At 41.3% G+C, this 17,796-nt stretch carries 21 protein-coding genes and 1 pseudogene; all 22 read right to left on the bottom strand.

From position 1 onward, the window contains the following. Window positions 1-7: 7 nt before the first annotated feature. Complete coding sequence (locus WMO75_RS04450; RefSeq protein ID WP_118062437.1) at window positions 8-877, bottom strand: VirB6/TrbL-like conjugal transfer protein, CD1112 family; 870 nt, start codon at window positions 875-877, stop codon at window positions 8-10. Between the two features lie 27 nt (window positions 878-904). Further along, entirely contained in the window at window positions 905-1,117 is a 213-nt protein-coding gene (locus tag WMO75_RS04445) for a Maff2 family mobile element protein (RefSeq protein ID WP_005421639.1), read from the bottom strand. 133 nt (window positions 1,118-1,250) lie between these two features. Next, a pseudogene (locus WMO75_RS04440) lies at window positions 1,251-2,126 on the bottom strand (VirD4-like conjugal transfer protein, CD1115 family); the annotation flags it as partial. Window positions 2,127-2,259: 133 nt separating this feature from the next. Then, window positions 2,260-2,598, bottom strand: a complete 339-nt coding sequence (locus tag WMO75_RS04435) for a hypothetical protein (RefSeq protein WP_118573148.1) — start codon at window positions 2,596-2,598, stop codon at window positions 2,260-2,262. A 48-nt stretch (window positions 2,599-2,646) separates the two neighbouring features. Further along, window positions 2,647-3,111: a helix-turn-helix domain-containing protein gene (locus WMO75_RS04430; protein ID WP_002594658.1), complete on the bottom strand. Its 465-nt coding sequence runs from the start codon at window positions 3,109-3,111 to the stop codon at window positions 2,647-2,649. Window positions 3,112-3,270: 159 nt separating this feature from the next. Further along, the gene (locus WMO75_RS04425) at window positions 3,271-3,444 is read right to left on the bottom strand and encodes a hypothetical protein (RefSeq protein WP_173812237.1); all 174 of its coding nucleotides are present in this window, start codon (window positions 3,442-3,444) and stop codon (window positions 3,271-3,273) included. A gap of 53 nt (window positions 3,445-3,497) precedes the next feature. Continuing rightward, window positions 3,498-3,668, bottom strand: a complete 171-nt coding sequence (locus WMO75_RS04420) for a hypothetical protein (protein ID WP_173812235.1) — start codon at window positions 3,666-3,668, stop codon at window positions 3,498-3,500. Window positions 3,669-3,755: 87 nt separating this feature from the next. Then, window positions 3,756-3,923 (bottom strand): transposon-encoded TnpW family protein, encoded by a 168-nt coding sequence (locus WMO75_RS04415; protein WP_158433346.1) that lies wholly within the window; start codon window positions 3,921-3,923, stop codon window positions 3,756-3,758. Window positions 3,924-4,211: 288 nt separating this feature from the next. Beyond that, window positions 4,212-5,651: a virulence-associated E family protein gene (locus WMO75_RS04410; RefSeq protein WP_227392426.1), complete on the bottom strand. Its 1,440-nt coding sequence runs from the start codon at window positions 5,649-5,651 to the stop codon at window positions 4,212-4,214. Then, a complete protein-coding gene (locus tag WMO75_RS04405) occupies window positions 5,566-6,219 on the bottom strand; it encodes a CHC2 zinc finger domain-containing protein (RefSeq protein WP_158433345.1) in 654 nt (217 codons plus the stop codon). Before WMO75_RS04405 ends, WMO75_RS04410 begins: the two co-directional genes overlap by 86 nt. Window positions 6,220-6,325: 106 nt before the next feature. Continuing rightward, window positions 6,326-7,759 carry a serine/arginine repetitive matrix protein 2 gene (locus tag WMO75_RS04400; protein WP_158433344.1) on the bottom strand — a complete coding sequence of 478 codons (1,434 nt, stop codon included), beginning with the start codon at window positions 7,757-7,759 and terminating at the stop codon, window positions 6,326-6,328. Window positions 7,760-8,171: 412 nt separating this feature from the next. Then, window positions 8,172-8,474, bottom strand: a complete 303-nt coding sequence (locus tag WMO75_RS04395; RefSeq protein WP_227392427.1) for a hypothetical protein — start codon at window positions 8,472-8,474, stop codon at window positions 8,172-8,174. Window positions 8,475-8,503: 29 nt separating this feature from the next. Continuing rightward, window positions 8,504-8,791: a hypothetical protein gene (locus tag WMO75_RS04390; protein WP_158433343.1), complete on the bottom strand. Its 288-nt coding sequence runs from the start codon at window positions 8,789-8,791 to the stop codon at window positions 8,504-8,506. A 15-nt stretch (window positions 8,792-8,806) separates the two neighbouring features. After that, window positions 8,807-8,986, bottom strand: a complete 180-nt coding sequence (locus tag WMO75_RS04385) for a hypothetical protein (protein WP_158433342.1) — start codon at window positions 8,984-8,986, stop codon at window positions 8,807-8,809. A 9-nt stretch (window positions 8,987-8,995) separates the two neighbouring features. After that, the gene (locus WMO75_RS04380; protein WP_158433341.1) at window positions 8,996-9,379 is read right to left on the bottom strand and encodes a TnpV protein; all 384 of its coding nucleotides are present in this window, start codon (window positions 9,377-9,379) and stop codon (window positions 8,996-8,998) included. Then, the gene (locus tag WMO75_RS04375) at window positions 9,376-11,259 is read right to left on the bottom strand and encodes a DUF4368 domain-containing protein (protein ID WP_349077679.1); all 1,884 of its coding nucleotides are present in this window, start codon (window positions 11,257-11,259) and stop codon (window positions 9,376-9,378) included. The genes WMO75_RS04380 and WMO75_RS04375 overlap by 4 nt, the downstream gene beginning before the upstream one ends. A gap of 271 nt (window positions 11,260-11,530) precedes the next feature. Continuing rightward, the gene (locus WMO75_RS04370) at window positions 11,531-12,781 is read right to left on the bottom strand and encodes a type IV secretory system conjugative DNA transfer family protein (RefSeq protein WP_349077678.1); all 1,251 of its coding nucleotides are present in this window, start codon (window positions 12,779-12,781) and stop codon (window positions 11,531-11,533) included. Further along, the gene (locus WMO75_RS04365) at window positions 12,778-13,299 is read right to left on the bottom strand and encodes a PcfB family protein (RefSeq protein WP_118743827.1); all 522 of its coding nucleotides are present in this window, start codon (window positions 13,297-13,299) and stop codon (window positions 12,778-12,780) included. The genes WMO75_RS04370 and WMO75_RS04365 overlap by 4 nt, the downstream gene beginning before the upstream one ends. A 24-nt stretch (window positions 13,300-13,323) precedes the next feature. Then, window positions 13,324-14,163, bottom strand: coding sequence for a DUF6017 domain-containing protein (locus WMO75_RS04360; protein WP_270372691.1), 840 nt, complete (start codon window positions 14,161-14,163; stop codon window positions 13,324-13,326). A gap of 61 nt (window positions 14,164-14,224) precedes the next feature. Beyond that, a complete protein-coding gene (locus tag WMO75_RS04355; protein ID WP_087202978.1) occupies window positions 14,225-14,464 on the bottom strand; it encodes a hypothetical protein in 240 nt (79 codons plus the stop codon). Then, window positions 14,457-14,603, bottom strand: a complete 147-nt coding sequence (locus tag WMO75_RS04350) for a hypothetical protein (RefSeq protein WP_172697015.1) — start codon at window positions 14,601-14,603, stop codon at window positions 14,457-14,459. Before WMO75_RS04350 ends, WMO75_RS04355 begins: the two co-directional genes overlap by 8 nt. Before the next feature lie 93 nt (window positions 14,604-14,696). Further along, window positions 14,697-17,796 (bottom strand): MSCRAMM family protein (locus tag WMO75_RS04345; RefSeq protein WP_349077676.1); only part of this gene is annotated, 3,100 nt, incomplete at its 5' end.

The following is a 17,796-nucleotide window of genomic DNA, read 5'->3' as shown; positions in this document are numbered from 1 at the left end:
CCTTCGTTTAGTGTGCATTAAATATGCTCTTTGAGAAATTAGCTGTCTTCATAAGACTGAAACACAGTATCACTGTATAAGCCATTACACTGAGCAGTGCTGTATGCACGTTATCTGACACCTGTATATTTGCAACCAGAACCGAATAAATACCCACGCATACCATAATGAAAAATCCCTGGAATGCCAGTGCAAAGAGTCCTCTTAAATAGTTGCTGCCAATCTGTCCCCATTCCCGATTGCTCATGGTTGCAAATGGAATTGCTCCGATTGACGAATACAGATAAATTTCTATCATACGACCATATAAAATAACCGTTATAAATATGGATATAACCTTCAGGCACAGACTCGCCAAAAGAGTTTCTAATGCCAATATGATCAGCTCTCCTACCTCCATTGACTCCATCGCAGTTTCCATTGACGTAACTACCGAATCAATGTTGATTGCTGTCTGCTGATTGATCACTCCTGCTGCCCGGTTTACCACATTCTGACCCACATCAAAAATCGCCATGGTAATCGTAAACGCATTGCTTACAAACCAGACCGCCACCCACATTTTGAAAAAATATTTAAAGAACATCCATGTATCAATGTCATGCATGTTGTTCTTTTCTGTGAGCATAGAAATCAACTCATAGCACAGCACAAAGGTTATGATCATTCCGGCAATCGGCACAATCACGGAGTCTGACAGATTCTGAATCAGACTGAAGATACTGCCGCTCCATCCCTGGGGCGTTTGCCCAACCTGACTTGCAATGTCTCCTGTTTTTTCATTTACGTCAGTAAACATGTTTGTCAGGTTTGAGCTAACCATGCCTGTAAGAAGGTTCCGCATCCATTCTTCTATTGCTTCAAAAATCTTATCCATGCGTGTTCTCCCTTCTTACCTTCCCGGCTAAAAAAGGTTCGCCAGTAATGGTACAAGCTGTGTACCGATCAGAACGACACCGCCACCTGCCATAAGCTGCTTAATTCCCTGTGATTTTGCTCCAGGGTTATCGTTTCCATAACCTTCCAGCAGATTGATTACTCCCCAAACTGCTAATCCGGCTCCAATAGCGACTACGAGAGTCTGTAAAATATTAATTGCTGATGTAAAAAACGCCATAATCTATGTTCTCCTTTCGAAATTCCTGCTTTGTTGTATTGTTCCGGTAATTTCTACTCAGAGGTTCCGCCCTAATGGGCGGTCTTTCATGCTTGTGCATAGTATTACCTCCCAAAAGGGCATCAAAAAAGAGCTATGTATTGTTTTCCTCTACATGCCCTGTGCCTTCTTTTTCAATATTTATTTGCTTTTCCAGTTCGCTTCCTTCATACACATAAAGGTCAAACTGTTCTTCCGGCTCCAGCCGTACTTCCATCTGGTGTTTCATGTATTCTTCCACATGAAACTCATTTTTTTTGTCATAATCGGATAACTGCTTATACCGCTTATGTTTTGTGATGTCAAACTTGTCACTGTAAAATGGACGGACACCACGTAACTGTAAAATACATTTATTACCATCCATGACTGCCAGTTCATCCCGGCTCATCAGTTCTTTGCCTGTCTTCTGATAATTCAATCCATAAGACCGGCTCTGACCTCTTGTATCTGAGGTATTATATAAATCAATTGTCTCCTTTCCCAGTGTCTCTGAAATTTCCTTCAATGTGGTACTTTCCTTACCACCAAGGAACAACATTGTGTCACAGTTGCCTGTAATGGTTTCGGCTGCATCCCTGTAAATTGTTTTAAGCTGAGACTGTGATTGCAGGATAATGGACGCTGAGATTTCTCTGCTTCGGATGGTTGCAATGAGCTTATCAAACTTCGGAATCTGGCCGATATTTGCGAACTCGTCACAGAGGATTCGCACATGATAAGGCAGTCTTCCATGATGAACATCGTCTGCCCTGTCACATAACAGATTAAAAAGCTGACTGTACATCATCGCCACTACAAAGTTAAATGTATCATCGGTATCAGAGATAATGATGAACAGTGCAGTCCTCTGATCTCCAATCATATCCAGTTCCATTTCATCATAAGACATCAGCTCCCGAAGTTCAGCAATATCAAATGGAGCAAGTCTGGCACCACAACTGATTAAAATACTCTTTGCTGTCTTTCCAGTAACAAAATGTCAATAGTTTTTTAATCACTTTTTTTCGAAAGTGGGCAAAAAAATAGAGCATATGGATTTTTCTTCATATGCTCTACTTTCATATTAATTTTTAGATCATAAAACTGAAATTTGTTGTTCTTCATTCAATTCTAATGTTTACTGGACTTACTGTGATATTTCCAGCTCCCTCTACTGTGTACCACTTACCTTTTTGTAGTTTAATCTTTTCTGATACACCAGATGTAATGTATCCTACCGTGTATGTTTCGCCAGTCTCAATATCAGTAAATATCACATCTGTATCACAATCACCGCTTACTCTAATAGTTTCAAACAGTGGTTGTATTTGTTCTGACTTGAATGCAACTCCGTTTCTCTCTGCAAGTGTGAAAGTATGCGTCCTTTGAATACCAGTATAAAAAAGAATTGCAATCACAATTACCACTATTAAACACGGAATGAGCCATTTCCTTTTCATCTAAAACACCTCCGCAACTTCAAATTTTCCAGCTCGACAAGCTGAAAGTTATCTTCCTGCCAAGGATTTTCCAACAACATAAACACCAACCAGCATTTCTCCAATTGACAATCCCAATAGTAAGCCAGAAATAAAGTCCTTAAAATCCGAACCACCAATTGCATATGAAAGAGCCTGTACTGCAATACCCATTACAATAAGCATAATTCCATATAACATATTTTTTTGCTTTTCTAACTCCTGCGTTCTTCTTAGCAAATCTAAAATCTGCTCATCATCATAGGTACGAACACTATTTTCTTCGGATATTTCACCATCCATCAGTTCTGCCACTGTAACTTCAAGTTCTTCGCATAGGCTTTTTACAATGGAATAGTCCGGCATACACTTACCGGTTTCCCATTTTGAAATAGTCTTATTGGAAACACCAAGTTTCTCTGCTAATTGTTCCTGTGTTAGATTTTTCTGTTTTCTCTTTAATGCTATAAATTTTCCTGTAACTAATTGGTTCATATGTATTCCTCCATTCATTTGATGATATAAAGGTACTTCTTTCATCATTGAAATAAAATCCCTTGTAAGTAGAATATGGGTGGAATCTCTGAAAAAAATGGAATATTTCATAAAAAACTCAACAGAAACTTCAAATTTTCCTGTTATACAAACTGAGATTTATCTTTCTTTTCGCTTGTCCTGCCCTAATGCAATAAATCCAGCGGTAACAGCAAGGGGAAGCATAATATCATGTTCGCCTAATGGGTCTGTTACTATGGAATAAATCAAAAACACCGTACAAACCAGCAATACTGCCAATATAATCCCACGAACAATTTTTCTTGTTTCCATTGCATAACGCTCCTTTACAACTTCAAATTTTTCAGCTCGCAAGCTGGAAGTTATCAATCATCTTTTTTACTATGATTTTTTTGTATGTAACAGCCTATAAGACCCCCAATTGCCAAACCAATAAGTCCCCCTAATGTGTCACTTAAATTCTTTCCAATAACATATCCAACTGCAACCCATATATACCATTTACACATGATATCTGATACCTTCAAATCATTCATGATAATTTTCCTCCCCAAATTCGATTTGTTGCTCAAATCATATCACATTCTCAAACATATCTCAATTCCAATTGTCTCTGTCCCCATCTATTGCATTGCCTTTCGGCTTGCTTCTGCAACCAGCATCCGGTTAATCTTTTCTTGCATGGTTTCCTTTGCATCTTCATTGAAATGATAGCGGACAACATATACTGTCTGCCCGATTTTCTTTGTAAATGTGTTTCCTTCTGTTTTTTTATTCATCATTTTTTCCATAATCATCTATTTCCTTTCTTTCCTGTGCCCGACAGAGAGAGGTTTGCTTCTGTCCCTGCCGGGAGTTTATCGGCACGCTGACAACGCAAGTGTCAACATGGGGTTTGAAACTTTTTTCGGGTAGTTATTTCTGTTTTCCAAAATACTATTGAAAAGTTTTTTGAATGTTCTTGTTGACACCTGTTAAAAAGTAGCTGAAACACCGGTAAATACAAAGGATTTTGGTGTCAACAAAAATGTCAACAAGCAATAAATTTCCGGGTAATCAGTAGCCTTTCGGCATCAAAATCAGCCTTTCTCTCTGTCGGGCAGATCAAATGGCAGCTCCAACTGTTCTGCTTTCGTCAGCTTTGTAAATCCATCTTTATCCGGTTCGTTGCCACCCTCTTCTTCTGCTCCTTCCCTGATCCAGCTTCTCTGTCTGCCATATCCTTCCTTTGAAAATCTGTGGACTCCGGCTCTCTTCCAGCCAGTGATCTGCGTATCCATAATAGAACAGATCTCATTTGTCTCGAATTTTTTCGGCTCCCGGTCAAAATGGTCAAAGGCTTCTTTCCAGATCTGGACGGAACATACATGACTACCTTTATAAGCGTCCAGCCAGCCTTGTATCATTCCTGCCATCGTATCTTCCTGTGTGAACTGTTTTCGGTATTCACTGATCTCCTGCTCCATTTCCTTTGAGAACTTCAACAGGCTGCTCTTATTCTCCGTTGACCAGTAGATTTCCATTGCTTCTGCCCACAACTGGTCAAAATAGGATCTGGCTTCTTTTTCATCATCGAGGATATGCTTCTCTGCCTTACTGCTGTCTATGGCAATCGGCAGGAACCGTCTTGCCCCAGTACGGTCAAAAGGAATGAACTGCCTTGTGTTCGTTGAACCTGCAAAGATACACTGACGCTTCCGGTCTTCCTCATATTTATCATAAGGGTTCCGGTAAGTGTCTTTCTGTCTGGTCAGGAATGACTTGATTTCCTCATTGCTCTTTGCACTGATTGCAGCAATCATCTCCGACATTTCCATAATCCAGTGTCCCCGGAGATGCTCGTATATCTTACTGTCATTCAACTGCTTCAGATCATCAGAAAACCAGTCATCGTTCAATGCAAGAAAACGGAAAAATGTGGATTTTCCGGCTCCCTGCTGACCTACCAGGCAAAGCATTTCATCTGCTTTACAACCGGGACGGTAGATTCTGCTTAATGCTTCCATCAGGAAGTGCTTCACAACCTCATAGACAAAATCCGAAGCATCTGCCCCCATGTACCGTTGCAGGACATAACGGATTCTCTCCTGCCCGTCCCACTCCAGTTGTTCCAGATACTCACAGATCGGGTGGTATGCCCGGCTGTTGGCTTCTATACGGAGTGCCTTATCCATACATTTTTCACTTGTGAGTTTGTAATAGCATTCAAAGAAATAGTAGAAATAAGTCCTGCCATCATCATCCAACTTGCAGACTTCCTCATTCCACCAGAGTTTTTTTACAATATCAATCCTGCCTGTCAGCTTGTTGTATTTCATACTCTCACGCACAAGCGGATCATTTCTCAGCACAACCATATAATTTCCAACCGTTGCTTTCGCAGTTCCTTTCTGTGTATATTCCAGCATCTGTTTCACTTCATCGACTTTGCTTTTATCTACCATCCGGAGCATTTCTTTCATGGCATCTTTCTGTTCTTTTGTGGCGATCTCCTTTATCTTCTCTTTCGCATTGCTCAATCCGCTCCACCTCCTTCCATTTTTCTTTTACAAGTGCTTCCTTATCTGCCCTGTCCCCAAAGAGCAGGATATCCAGATAATACTCAACAACTGACAACTCCCTGAGCGCAGTCATAAACTTTTCATGCCATTCTTCTGTCCGTGTTTTTGGTGCATACTGTTCTTTCCATTCCAGAAGCAGGCTCAGATAATCCAGATAGGCTCTCAGGCATCTCAGATGTTTTTTCTGCCAAAGTTCTTCTGGTGTCGGCTCTGGCTTTTTTGCCGAAACGCTTCTCCTGTTCTGCGGTGATCCCCTGTCCCTGCCGGAATAAGGAATCCCAAAATCATCTGCCAGCTTCATGGCTGCATCTTTCAATCCAATGTCAAACAGTTGTGCCGTAAAATCAATGGCATCTCCTGTACAGCCACACCCGAAACAATAATATCTCCGGTCAACTTTCATGCTGGGTGATTTGTCATTATGGAAAATGCAGCGGATCAGTCCGCTCCTGTTGGGCTTTAACCCATACCTCTCCGCAGCCTGCCGGACGGTCACATTCTGTTTTACTTCATCAAATAATCCCAATTCGTTTCCTCACTTTCTTAAATCTGCTTCCCAAATCTAGGAAACAAGTTTTCACAAAAAACAAAAAAGCACTTTGTCCTGTCCTTACGGAATCAACAAAATGCCCTTATAGTTCCAGATCACTGGAATGTGATCTTCCTTTATTCAGTTGTTTTCTCTCTGCCTCTTCTCTTTGAATCTTTGCTACGTTCAATGCAAGTTTTTCTCTGATTGACGGCTTCACTTCTTTTTTGATTTCTTCAACAACGGCTTTTTTCTTCTCTGGCTGTTTTAACTGACGGACAACCCTCACAACAGCTTTTTCCATCGCATATTCGATTTTTTTAATCAGACCGTCCAGCCTGTTTATCGCATATTCCTTTTCTTTTCGTGATGCCTTACGTTCCGGACTCTGAATCCATCTCTTAGAATCTTCCGCAAGACGAATGTCATCTTTTCTGGTAGCCCGCATTGTTTCCTCTGCGACTTTATCCACAGCCTTGTCATAGGCTTCACTGGATACTTCGTCAAGCAAGGTTTCCACATCTTCAATACGGAGGGTAAGCTGTTTCAGTTCCTCTCTCTGCTCTTCAATCAGCTCGCCCTGACTTAGAATCCGGTCAGAATTGGAAATGAAATTTTCTTTAAATTCTTTTTCCTGCTGTTCTATTTTTTCTTTCTGTGACTGGATAACCTTTTCATTTGCCCTGACATGTTTTGACTGCCTTGCAAGTTCCAGATGATTCGCATTGACCTTATCCCTTTGCTGATTGAGCATTTCCTGCTGAACCGCAATCTCTTCTTTCTGCTTCATTCGGATATAGTCCTGTTTCTCCAGATACTGCCTTCCTCCATAGGACGGTTCTTCGTCAATTTCCAGTCCATGACGTTTGCAGATATCCAGGAACATTGTCCGGCAGGCAGAATCAAAAACAACCTTACGGTTATTTGTCTTTGATCTTTTCTTTTCCGGATTCGGAAGTTCAAAGCCAAGTTCTTCCAGTGCCGCTTCCTGTTTCGGTTCAATCTCCCCATACCGGTTCGTAGCATCGAATACATGACGCTCATGAATATGCGGAGTTGCTTCGTCCATGTGCAGTGACCAGTCAATGATATGCACATTAGAACCAAACCGCTCATCGAACTCTTTCTTGAATTCATCAAAAACCAAAACCAGCGTTTCCACAGAAGCGTGTTCATCTATCGTCCCAAGCTGATAGATACTTTCTTCCGGACAGGTCTTTTTATTTTTCAGAACATCTTCCACCCCTTTACATCTGTCGGGATGTCTTGCTTTCTCATGACGTTTATTCTGGTTAATCACATAATCGCTGTAATGATCCACATAGTATGCCATCTCAATCTGGTTAAAAGAAAAATTATCCTCTTTTCCCCGGTCTGCCATTGTGGTATATCCCTGATAGCAGTCCCAGTAAATATTCTGACGGACACGTTCATTGTCAATATGCTCACTGTGTTCCGGGTCAAATCTCCGGTCATTGTGAAGCGGATTGTAAACACCGTCTTTCCCAGATCTGCCGTTATGCCTTGTGCCTTTCAATTCACATCTCTCCTTTTTTCAAGTTGTTTCCCCGGAGGGGATTGCAGCGAAGCTGCCAAAAGTCTCTGTCCCCGTTACAGACAGTACCCAGTACCATATGGCGAAACGCCATATCACTGGGCAATGGCTGCCGCCCTTAACCTGCTAAGGGCTTTGCCCCTTAACCCCAGCAAGATGCTGCCGCTCTTTGCAATCTGGGCACAAAGGACTTCCAGCCCTCTGTACTCCCAGCAGACAAAACGTAACTCCTGCCGCTGTCCCTTCAGCATGATCTCCGTTCCGTCTGTTTTTCAAAAATCCTCTGCATCGGATTTTGTGAAAATATAAAAATGGGTAAAACAAAGGGCACTAACTTTTTACGGTTAATGCCCTTTCCTTTACTCATTCACTTTTCAGATAATTCCTATATGTATCATTCTGATAATTGCTTCAGAACCATTTTAACAGTCTTCCTAAGTTTCATTCCGTCCCTCAGTCCCAACCGGTAGAAAAATTCTTCTGTCTCTGCTCCACTGTTAAATATCTGGTCGCAATATTTTGTAATGGTCTCTTCCTGTTCCTGTGGAAGTGTTGCGATCACTTTTTTATATTCTTCCTCAACTTCATCTGGTTCTGTCACAGACAGCTGGCTCAGTTTCCAGTCTGCATACTCTTTTCCCATATGTTCCGTTATGGTCAGGTTGATAAATTCTTCAATCTCTTTTGTAATCTTCATTTAAGAATCCTATTCCTTTCTCCAGTGGTCTACTCCATCAATCTGATTTTGAATGTTTCCAGCCACACCACTGCCCAGCCAGAAAGCACAGGCAGGATATAAAGTATAAAACCTGCCACAAGCATCCTGACCGCTTCTGTGCCTGTCTCCTGTCCGAATCCATACCCTAAAACTGCTGTAATGCAGATGATCCCCGACAGGATATGAAATACCGTTGCCGACAGCCATGTGAAGAACATAACCACCAGTTGTATCATTGTCAGGCATATACGCACTGGCAGTAATACGATTTTCACAATAATTCTTACAACAACCATGACTGTCCACCCCTTTCACTGTTTCAGATAACTACGATAGCTGTCTATCACAGAATCTGTCACACCGCTTTTGTAAATCTTTCGGATATCAACGATTTTTTCATCTTTCAAAAGTTTCAGCCAGTCCAGTAAATCTTTTCTGCTGTTTGCAAAATTACAACATCTTCCGTCTGCGTATTCAATCCGGTATCTCATAAGTCCCTCCTACACATACACCAGTTCATTTAAAATAATTTCATCTACCCGGCTTCTTGCATTGTTTGCCCGGCGAACCCATTCCATCTGATCTCTGCTTTTCAATTCTTTCGTAATGCCTTCCTGCTCCATAATCTGTTCCATGAGGAAATCCCTGCGTTCCAAACACTGCTCATTCAGATCTGCGAGATACGTCCAGAGCTTACCACTCAATGTCAGATAGGAATACAAGCCACTCTTGTAATCTTTCAGATAGTTTCTGTGAAGACTTCCATAAAAACCAATCTCTCTTTTCTCTTCGGGTACTGCGATCAGTGGCAGATAGATTTCCCCGACAAGGATATAATCCAGACCATTACTGTTATCGTGAATGATTCTTTCTAATTCGCTCATGCTGATGCAACTCCTTTCTTCGGTTCTGCTGGTGGAAGCAGTGATACCGGCACGAACACACCCTTTGCAATATCTTCCTGACGGATTTCCTCTTTTTTTGCATCCATCTCAGCTTTCTTTTTTGCCTTTGTCCGTTCATAGTATTCTTGCTGCTTGCCATTTGCTTTCCTTTTCAAGTAATTCTGATGAAGCCTGTCTTTTCTGGCTTCCCGCTTCTTCATTTCTTCAATTTCCTCTGGTGTCATTTCCACCTCACCGAAATGTGGAGGTAAATATTTCCCAATGAAGTTAAAATAGATTTCCACTTCCTGAGTTGTCTCAATGCTTCCTTTTCGGTCACGCTCATGAACCACAATCTTTTCTACAAATTCATTCAGCATGTAAGTGGTCAATTCCTCAAAATTTTGGTATTTATCAACCAGAGCAATAAACTTCTCCGCTGATCTGCGGCCTTCTTCATAGCCTGATAATTCAGCTTCCATATCTGCAATTTCTGCCGACAAATCTTTCTGTTCTTTAGAATACTGTCCGTCAAGAATCGCATAGCGTTCATCTGGCAGCTTGCCAAGAATATTGTCCTCATAAATTCTGCAGATCAGTTTTTCCAGTTCCTGCACACGTTTTTTTGCTTCTGCCAATCTGCTTTTCAATCTTGTGATCTCACTGGACTGCTGTGAAGTCTGTGCCTTTTTTACTGTTTCCAAAAATTCTTCACGGTTCAGCTGTGAATACTCTGCAACAGCCTTTAACAGTTCCTTAATCAGCTCCATAACCACATCTGCATTAATTCTGTGCTGTGTCTGGCAGAGTGTTCCAACCGGAACTTTAGAATATGCAGAACAGGTATATTGTGGTACTCGCTTGCCATTATTTACTCGATGTACATACATTTTGGAACCACAGTCTGCACAATACATCAGACCTGTCAAGGGGTGGGCTTCTCCCCATCCATCTGGGTACCTTCTCACATTGCTTCGGATTCTCTGCACATTGTCAAAAGTTTCCTGATCTATGATTGCTTCCTGCGTGTTCTCAAACACCGTCCAGTTATCCTCAGATACATAATGGCTTTTCTTATCCTTGAAATGTTTTCTGGTCTTGAAGTTCACTGTATGACCAAGATACTCTCTTTTCTTCAGAATACCTGCAACAGTAGAAGAGCCCCAGCCATAAAGATCTTTGATTTCTTCTACTCTGCCTTTCCATAATCCGGCATCTTTCTTTGCCATATGAACCGCTGGTATCTCAACCTTATCCTCTTTCAGTGCCTTGGCAATCTGATATGGTCCGTACCCGTCCATTGTCATGTGAAAGATTCTCCGTACAACTACAGCTGCTTCTTCATCAACAATCCATACATTCGGATCATCCTTGTCTTTCAGATACCCATACGGTGTTGTACTTGCCACATGCTTGCCGGATTTTCCTTTCGCCTTGAAAGTTGATTTTATCTTTTTACTGGTATCCCTTGCATACCATTCATTCATGATATTTCGGAATGGAGTAAAATCATCGTCCTCCCGGAAGCTGTCTACATTCTCGTTGACTGCAATCAGGCGGACATTCTTCTGTCGCAGCAATTCCATATATTGTCCGACTTTCAGATAATCTCTTCCCATTCGGCTCATATCTTTAATCAGAATCGTTCCGACTTTCCCCGACTCTACTTCTTTCATCATGGCAAGAAAGCCTGGGCGATCAAATCTTGTACCGGAGATACCATCATCAGTAAAATGAACAAGATTGGTAAATCCATGTTCTTTTGCATATTGTTCCAGCAGTTTCTTCTGGTTTGAAATACTGTTGGATTCCCCGTTTAATTCATCATCACGACTAAGACGTTCATACAACGCTGTCATGAATCCCTGTTTCTCTGTCATAGTCAGATGTCCTCCTTCCTTTGTTTATTAATTGCCTGTTCTCATCCCATATCCGTTCCTGTACCGGGTTCTGATGTTTCCGGGACGTATTAACCAGAAAAGACACGCTGAATGCCTATTCAGTTCTGGTATCACTACGGGCAGACTGTTTCGTTTTCAAGGTTCGTGTAAGAAGTAAAAAAGATTCTTACACTAAACGAAATGCTCAGAGGTCTTTTTACAGCCCCCTTACTGCATCTTTTTTGATTTCGTGTCATCTTTTTAAAGTTCCTTACACAATCTCTGTACTGACGAAACAAAATACGGACATGTTTTGAAATTGTTTTTTACAAAATACAATTTTGTTCTTTAAGGTAAAAAAATAAGCCTCAAGAGACTTTTTAATCATTTTGGAGCTCCAACTCTTTAAATTTGATTGATTAAGAAGTCTCTTCAAACTTACTACACCTGCCGCCAGTTTGTATTTTTTATACTGCCTTACTGCAAAATGGTTCGGATTGTCTCTTTCCAATTCCTCAAACAGTTCATCGACTGCATTTTTAAATTCTTCATCTTCCTCTCTTGTCTCAGAAGCATTGATAAACTCCAGCAGAGTTGAAAAATTCTGTTCTTCCTCTGGTGCTTCATACCAGATATACCCAATCAAAGCACAATACAGCAGACGTTCCGCTTTCGTCCAGAAATCTTCATTGGACTTTTCGCCCTCGCCCTTCGTATTCACCATGATGGTATTTACCAGTTTCAGAATATCTTTTTCCGAACGAATATAATGGAATGGATTGTAGTGCATACTTTTTGCAAAGTTAATCGTATTCAGCACTTTAATTTTATACGGTGACATGATTACTCTGCCATGTTTATCACGCATAATTTTTCCGTTCTTATCCTTCTTCGGTGTTCCCCTTGCCAGCATTTTACCGCATTCTACAATGATGGTTCCCTTGGGGTCGGTGACCACGAAACTCACATTATCCGGCATTTGCATAAGCTGTGGTTTTACATAGAATCTGGTCTTACCGCTACCTGAGCCTCCGATCACGATTACGTTCTTATTTCTGGCATACTTGGGTTTCTTTGGTCGGCTGTTCATCGTCAACCGCTCTGTCTGTGTCAGTAAGATATTATTCTCGAAGACCGGATCAATAAAGGGTGCTATGTCTTTTTCATTTCCCCAACGTGCAGAACCATATTCTTCACCCTGTCGGAACTTTTTTCCATTTTTGCCCTTAAAATATACGACTCCCCATATGCTGACTGCTGCAACTGTACCTGCCACCAGACTTTTCAGTTGAAAGCATGGACGCCAGTCCTTAAAAGCCAGAGGATAATTCGTAAGCAGAACAACAAGTCTGTCTATCACGGTGCTGCCCCGGCAATACTGATACAGCCAGGTAAATTTACCTGTCACATAGAACACAATCACATATGGCAGATACAACAAAACCTTCTTCGCTTTCTCCATATTGGGCGGACGTACCTGGAATCCTTTGAGTTTCTTCTTTAAATTCTTTATTCCAATCATAACGTCGGCTCCTTCTGTTTCTCTTTTGTTTTTTCCCGCTCTCGCTGCTTGTCCTGGCTTCTGGCAGTAATCGCTTCCTGTAATTTCTTTCTGACAGACGGCTTTTTCGCTTTATTCAGTGTCTTTCCAGTAAACTCCCGAAATGCTGCTGTCATTACATCCACGTCCCTTGCTTTAAAAAAGACAAAGTATCTGGGTGGATCTACGGACTTATCACGCTTCAGGCTAAAATCAATGCCATATTTCTTCGCCACTTTCTCAAAAGCCTTGATATTATTATTCGTGATCTCAATATTGGAAAGCTGTACGTTCTGCTGTGCCAGCTTCTTCATGCTCTGCTTTCCATGGTATTCTTTATCCGGCGGTCCTTTTGTCTGCTGCTGTTTTTTTGATCTTTCCACCTTTTCTTTTTCCATTGCAGCCAGGAATCTCATCATTGCCTGTTTTAATAAGCGAACTGTTACTTTGCCACCGGTAATACACAATGATACCGTTTTCTCATTTACCTCCTCCTGCACCTGAATCACTTCCTTTCCGTAAAATCATATATTTCCTTCATACATATCGTGCTGTACCAGAGATGAATAATAATTGCTGATCGTTAATGGTGCATTATACAATACTGCCAGTAAATATTGCCTCATGTTCAATACCTTACTGGTATTTTCTTTCATACAGTGAAGAACAAATCGCATATGTTCTGAATCCAATTTCAGAAACTGACTTTTTACAACGGAAAGCGGTTTTCTGTCTCCTCCAATCCGTATAAATTCCTGTTCCGAGCACACCACATCTACCATCAGACCGACAATTTCATCCAACATCTGCTGGTTAAACTCATCTACAATATAGGCATAGCCAATATTCTCTTTAATAATCTGCTGATAGGCACTACGCTCTGCCTCTTTTCTTTTCATTTCACTGCTATCCGAATAGAATGAATGATACTCTGTATCGTTATTCTCAGTATTACTATCCTCTATATCATTACCTGGCAATTTGCACCTGTCTGTATCGGTCATTTCTGCCTTTCCTGACAGGTCATTTTGACCGTACTGCAAGTTTCCCTTTAACCTGTCTGGTGATACACATTTTTTTACATAAATTCTATCGGGATTTCCTAATCCCTGCCTGACTCTTGTAATCAACCCGATTCCTTTTCTGTCATCCAGTTCTTTTAACAGGCACCGGACTTTTTTCACTCCACATCCCATAAGTCCTGAAATCTGTTCCTGTGAAAAATAGATATATACTTTGCCCTCTGCATCCAGCCATCGGTTCTTCATAGATAACTGCATACGGTCAAGCAATAATCCATACAGCAATTTTGCCTCACAGGATAAGTTTCCAAATACCGGGCTTACAAAAAGAATCTTAGGAATCCGGTAGAACGTGTACTGCTCAGCTTCCTCCCCATAATGATATGGAAAGGCATATGTACGATTATCCAGACTTCTTCTCTCTCTGTTCTTTTAATATTTTCGCCATGCAATAGCCAATGCAGGGACTTTTCCCATATGGGCAGCCTTTACATGGAACCCAGTAGCGATGAAGCGGATCTGGGTCAGGCGGCTTCTCCGGAAGCTGATAAAAACATCTCATCTGCCTGCATTCTTTCTTCTTCTCATTCCAAAAGTAACAGTATTCACAGGACTTCGGCTTGTCTTCTGCATATCTAATCATCGTCTCCTTCCTGCTCCCTTCTTTTACTCATTCGTTCCAACATCTGATCCTCCTGTGAGGCCACTCTCAGACAGCAGTACATTACAAAATTAACCGCTGCAATAACCGCTACTCCTGCAATAATCAATATCTGTTTCAAAATACATTCCCCTTTCATTTTTTCTTAGTATTAGCAAAAAGAGGGTATTTATGAATCAATTCTGTCCATAAATGCCCCCTGATCAAAGGTTTCTTATTTCTTTTTTCTCACTACCCACACTGCTGATACTGCACCTGCCATACCTGCTACTGCAAGCAGAATCCAAAGAAGCATGTGTGTATCATCACCTGTTTTCGGTGTATCTGTTACCTGTGTGGTTGGGTTTTCCGGCACTGGTGTTTCTGTTGGTTTTGTTTCATCCTTCATAACTACTTTCTGAATTTCCCCAGTATCTTCAACTGTAAACTTCACGTCCTCAGCTATCAGATAACCATCCGGGGCAGATTCTTCCCGAAGTGTATACTCCCCAATCGGAAGCATTTCAATGTAATGCGGTTTCTCCTCAGAAGTCCAGCTCTCTACCGTTTTACCGTCTTTGTCGAGAATTGTCAGTTTTGCTCCTGGCAGTTCTTTACCGGAAATATCCGTCTTAGAGATTTCTACCTTCGTCACATCATCTTTCATTTCAATTTTCTGCGGTTTTGCAGTATCTTCAATGGTAAAGGTAATGCTTTCTGCTGTTACATAACCGTCTGCCGGTTTTGTTTCTGTCAGAGTATATTTGCGTCCTACTACCAACTCTTTGATGATATGAGCTTCTTTGCCGGAAGTCCAGGAATCTACCACCTTACCATCTTCATCAGTTACCTGAAGTTTTGCCCCTTCCAGTTCTTTTCCATCTGTCAGAGATGTCTTGGTAACTTCAATTACAGTAGGCTCGTCCTCAAAAGTAAAGGAATATGTTACTTTTTCCTTGTCTGCACCTTCATATTCGAACTTAAACTCCTGTACTTCATCTGTTGTTGCAAAACCAGGTGCCGGAGTGGTTTCTTTGATATAATACTCAAAGCCAATCGGCAGGTCTGCCGCAAATGTCAATTTACCCTCTTTATCAGTTGCAAGTTCTTCAATCACAGAATCCGCTTTCAGAATCACCTTTCCATCAGCACCTGTGATATCATTTTTCGCACAAAGAGCAAACACAGCCCCTTCCAGCACTCGATCAGAATCTTTCTCTTTTTTCACAACTTCTACCTCAGCTTTCTGGCGGTTGTTCTGCCAGTCAGCAGAGTAAGTTACTTCTGCAGTATCCTGATCTCTGTATGTCAGATCAATTTCTCTTGCCTTATCATCAAGGACAAAACCATCCACCGTAGCTTTCTCTTTTACATAATACTTGCCAAGCGGAAGTCCTGATACTTTGGCAACTCCGGTATCATCCGTCATAATGGTTGCTACCAGTTCATCTTTTTTGTAGTAATCCTCACTTTCTCCATCAGCCGCTTTCACGTCTTCCAGTGCATAAACTTCAAACGTAACGTCTTTCAGATTTCCTGTCACATATTGGAATAAATGACTGATCCAGCCACCCACAGAATCCAGTGGGGTCACTTTATCCAGGAACTCTCCATTTTTATTAATAAGAATTGTTCCTGTTGGCACATCATCTTTCATTTCCACCTTCTGGATTTCTCCGGTATCCTCGATAGTAAAAGTAATTTCTTCTGCTTTCAGATACCCATACGGAGCCAGTTCTTCCCGAAGTGTATAGGTTTCTCCTACGGTCAGACGTTCAATCAGATGTTTCTCACCCTTCACAGATTTCCATGTGTCAACTACATTTCCATCCTTATCCAGCACAGTAAGTGTCGCACCAGATAACTCTACTCCTGTCGTAAGATCAGACTTGGAAACCTCAATTTTGGTCGGCTGATTCTTAAATACACAAGCAACCTGTACAACTTTTACTTCCTGTCCCTGATATTCTGCTTTCACTTCAATCACTTCATCAGAAGATACATATCCTTTCGGAGCTTTCTGCTCTTTGATATAGTACTCACCAAATGACAGATCCTGTGAAAATACAGCTTTTCCATTCTCATCGGAAATTGCGGTTCCAATCAGTGTATCAGCCTTCACGATCACTGTTCCGTGAGCTTCTATATCTGCTTTTGCATACAGTCCAAATTCTGCTCCTGCAACTGGTGCTTCATTATCCGCATCCTGCTTAACCACTGAAATTTCCACTTTCTGACGTTCATTGTCAAATGTAGCTGTCTGTTCGATCACTGGTGTTTCCTGGTCTTTGTAAGAGAAAGTAATTGTCTGTGCTTCGCTATTTAAAACAAAGCCTTCCGGTGCAGACGTTTCCACGATCTTATAACTTCCAAGCGGAAGATTCTTCAGGACCGCTTTTCCATCTTTATCGGTTGTAACAGTTTTTACCAGAGCACCTGCTGCATATTCCAGAATACGGTTTCCATTATCGTCTTTCTGGAAATCTGCGGTATAAATGTCCTCTGCTGCATAAACTTCAAACTCTGCTCCTTCCAGATTTTCTGTCTGATATGTAAAATCATCTTCAAATCCATCCAGAACTTCGCCTTTCTTCACGATAGTCAGTTCTCCCTTAACCGGATGATTCTCATAAATCACTTCGATGATCACATCCCCTGAAGTTCCTTCCATCTGATATGCAGTGTTGGAATCTACTGTTACTTCATAGTAATTTTTGTTCAGCGTATAGCCAAACGGTGCATTTACCTCCTCAATACGGTACTTTCCAATTTTCAGATTCTGCGGAAGAATCAAATATCCCTGCTCATCTGTAAAATAAGACTTATGTTTCACCGTAGTCGGATAAGTGGTAACCTGTTCTACATACTTCTTATTATCCAGATCATAAATTTTGAACTCTGTATTTTTCTGTAAAACTGGCTTTTTCGTCTCATCATCCTGCTTGATAATCTTTAACTTCGCTTCAAATTCATCATCCAGAAGTACACGCCATGTCTGTGGTGTGTTTGGATGGTTCTCTGTAATGCGAACTGTAAAATCATCCACCGGAGTATAATTGTGCGGTGTCGTTGTTTCCCGTACAATATAAGTTCCATACGGAAGTGCAATACTGCAAGCATATCCTTTTTCGTCTGTAAAGATTTCTGTCGCACCATTCTCTCCAATTACAACCGGCGTAGCTGAATCAAAATCATAACTTCCGTCCGCTTTCTTTGTCAGAGAAGACTCCAGATAAGCACTGAATCCTGCTCCTGCCAAAAGATCAGCGTCTGTCTTGCCATTATTGGCTGCTTTAATAATCTGGAATGGCTGTTTGATTACCTGTTCCAGTGAA

It is taken from the genome of Blautia intestinihominis, assembly GCF_040096655.1.
Classification (GTDB): domain Bacteria; phylum Bacillota; class Clostridia; order Lachnospirales; family Lachnospiraceae; genus Blautia_A; species Blautia_A intestinihominis.
The sequence above is the reverse complement of the archived record's forward strand: the minus strand, read 5'-3'. Positions and strand labels throughout refer to the sequence as shown.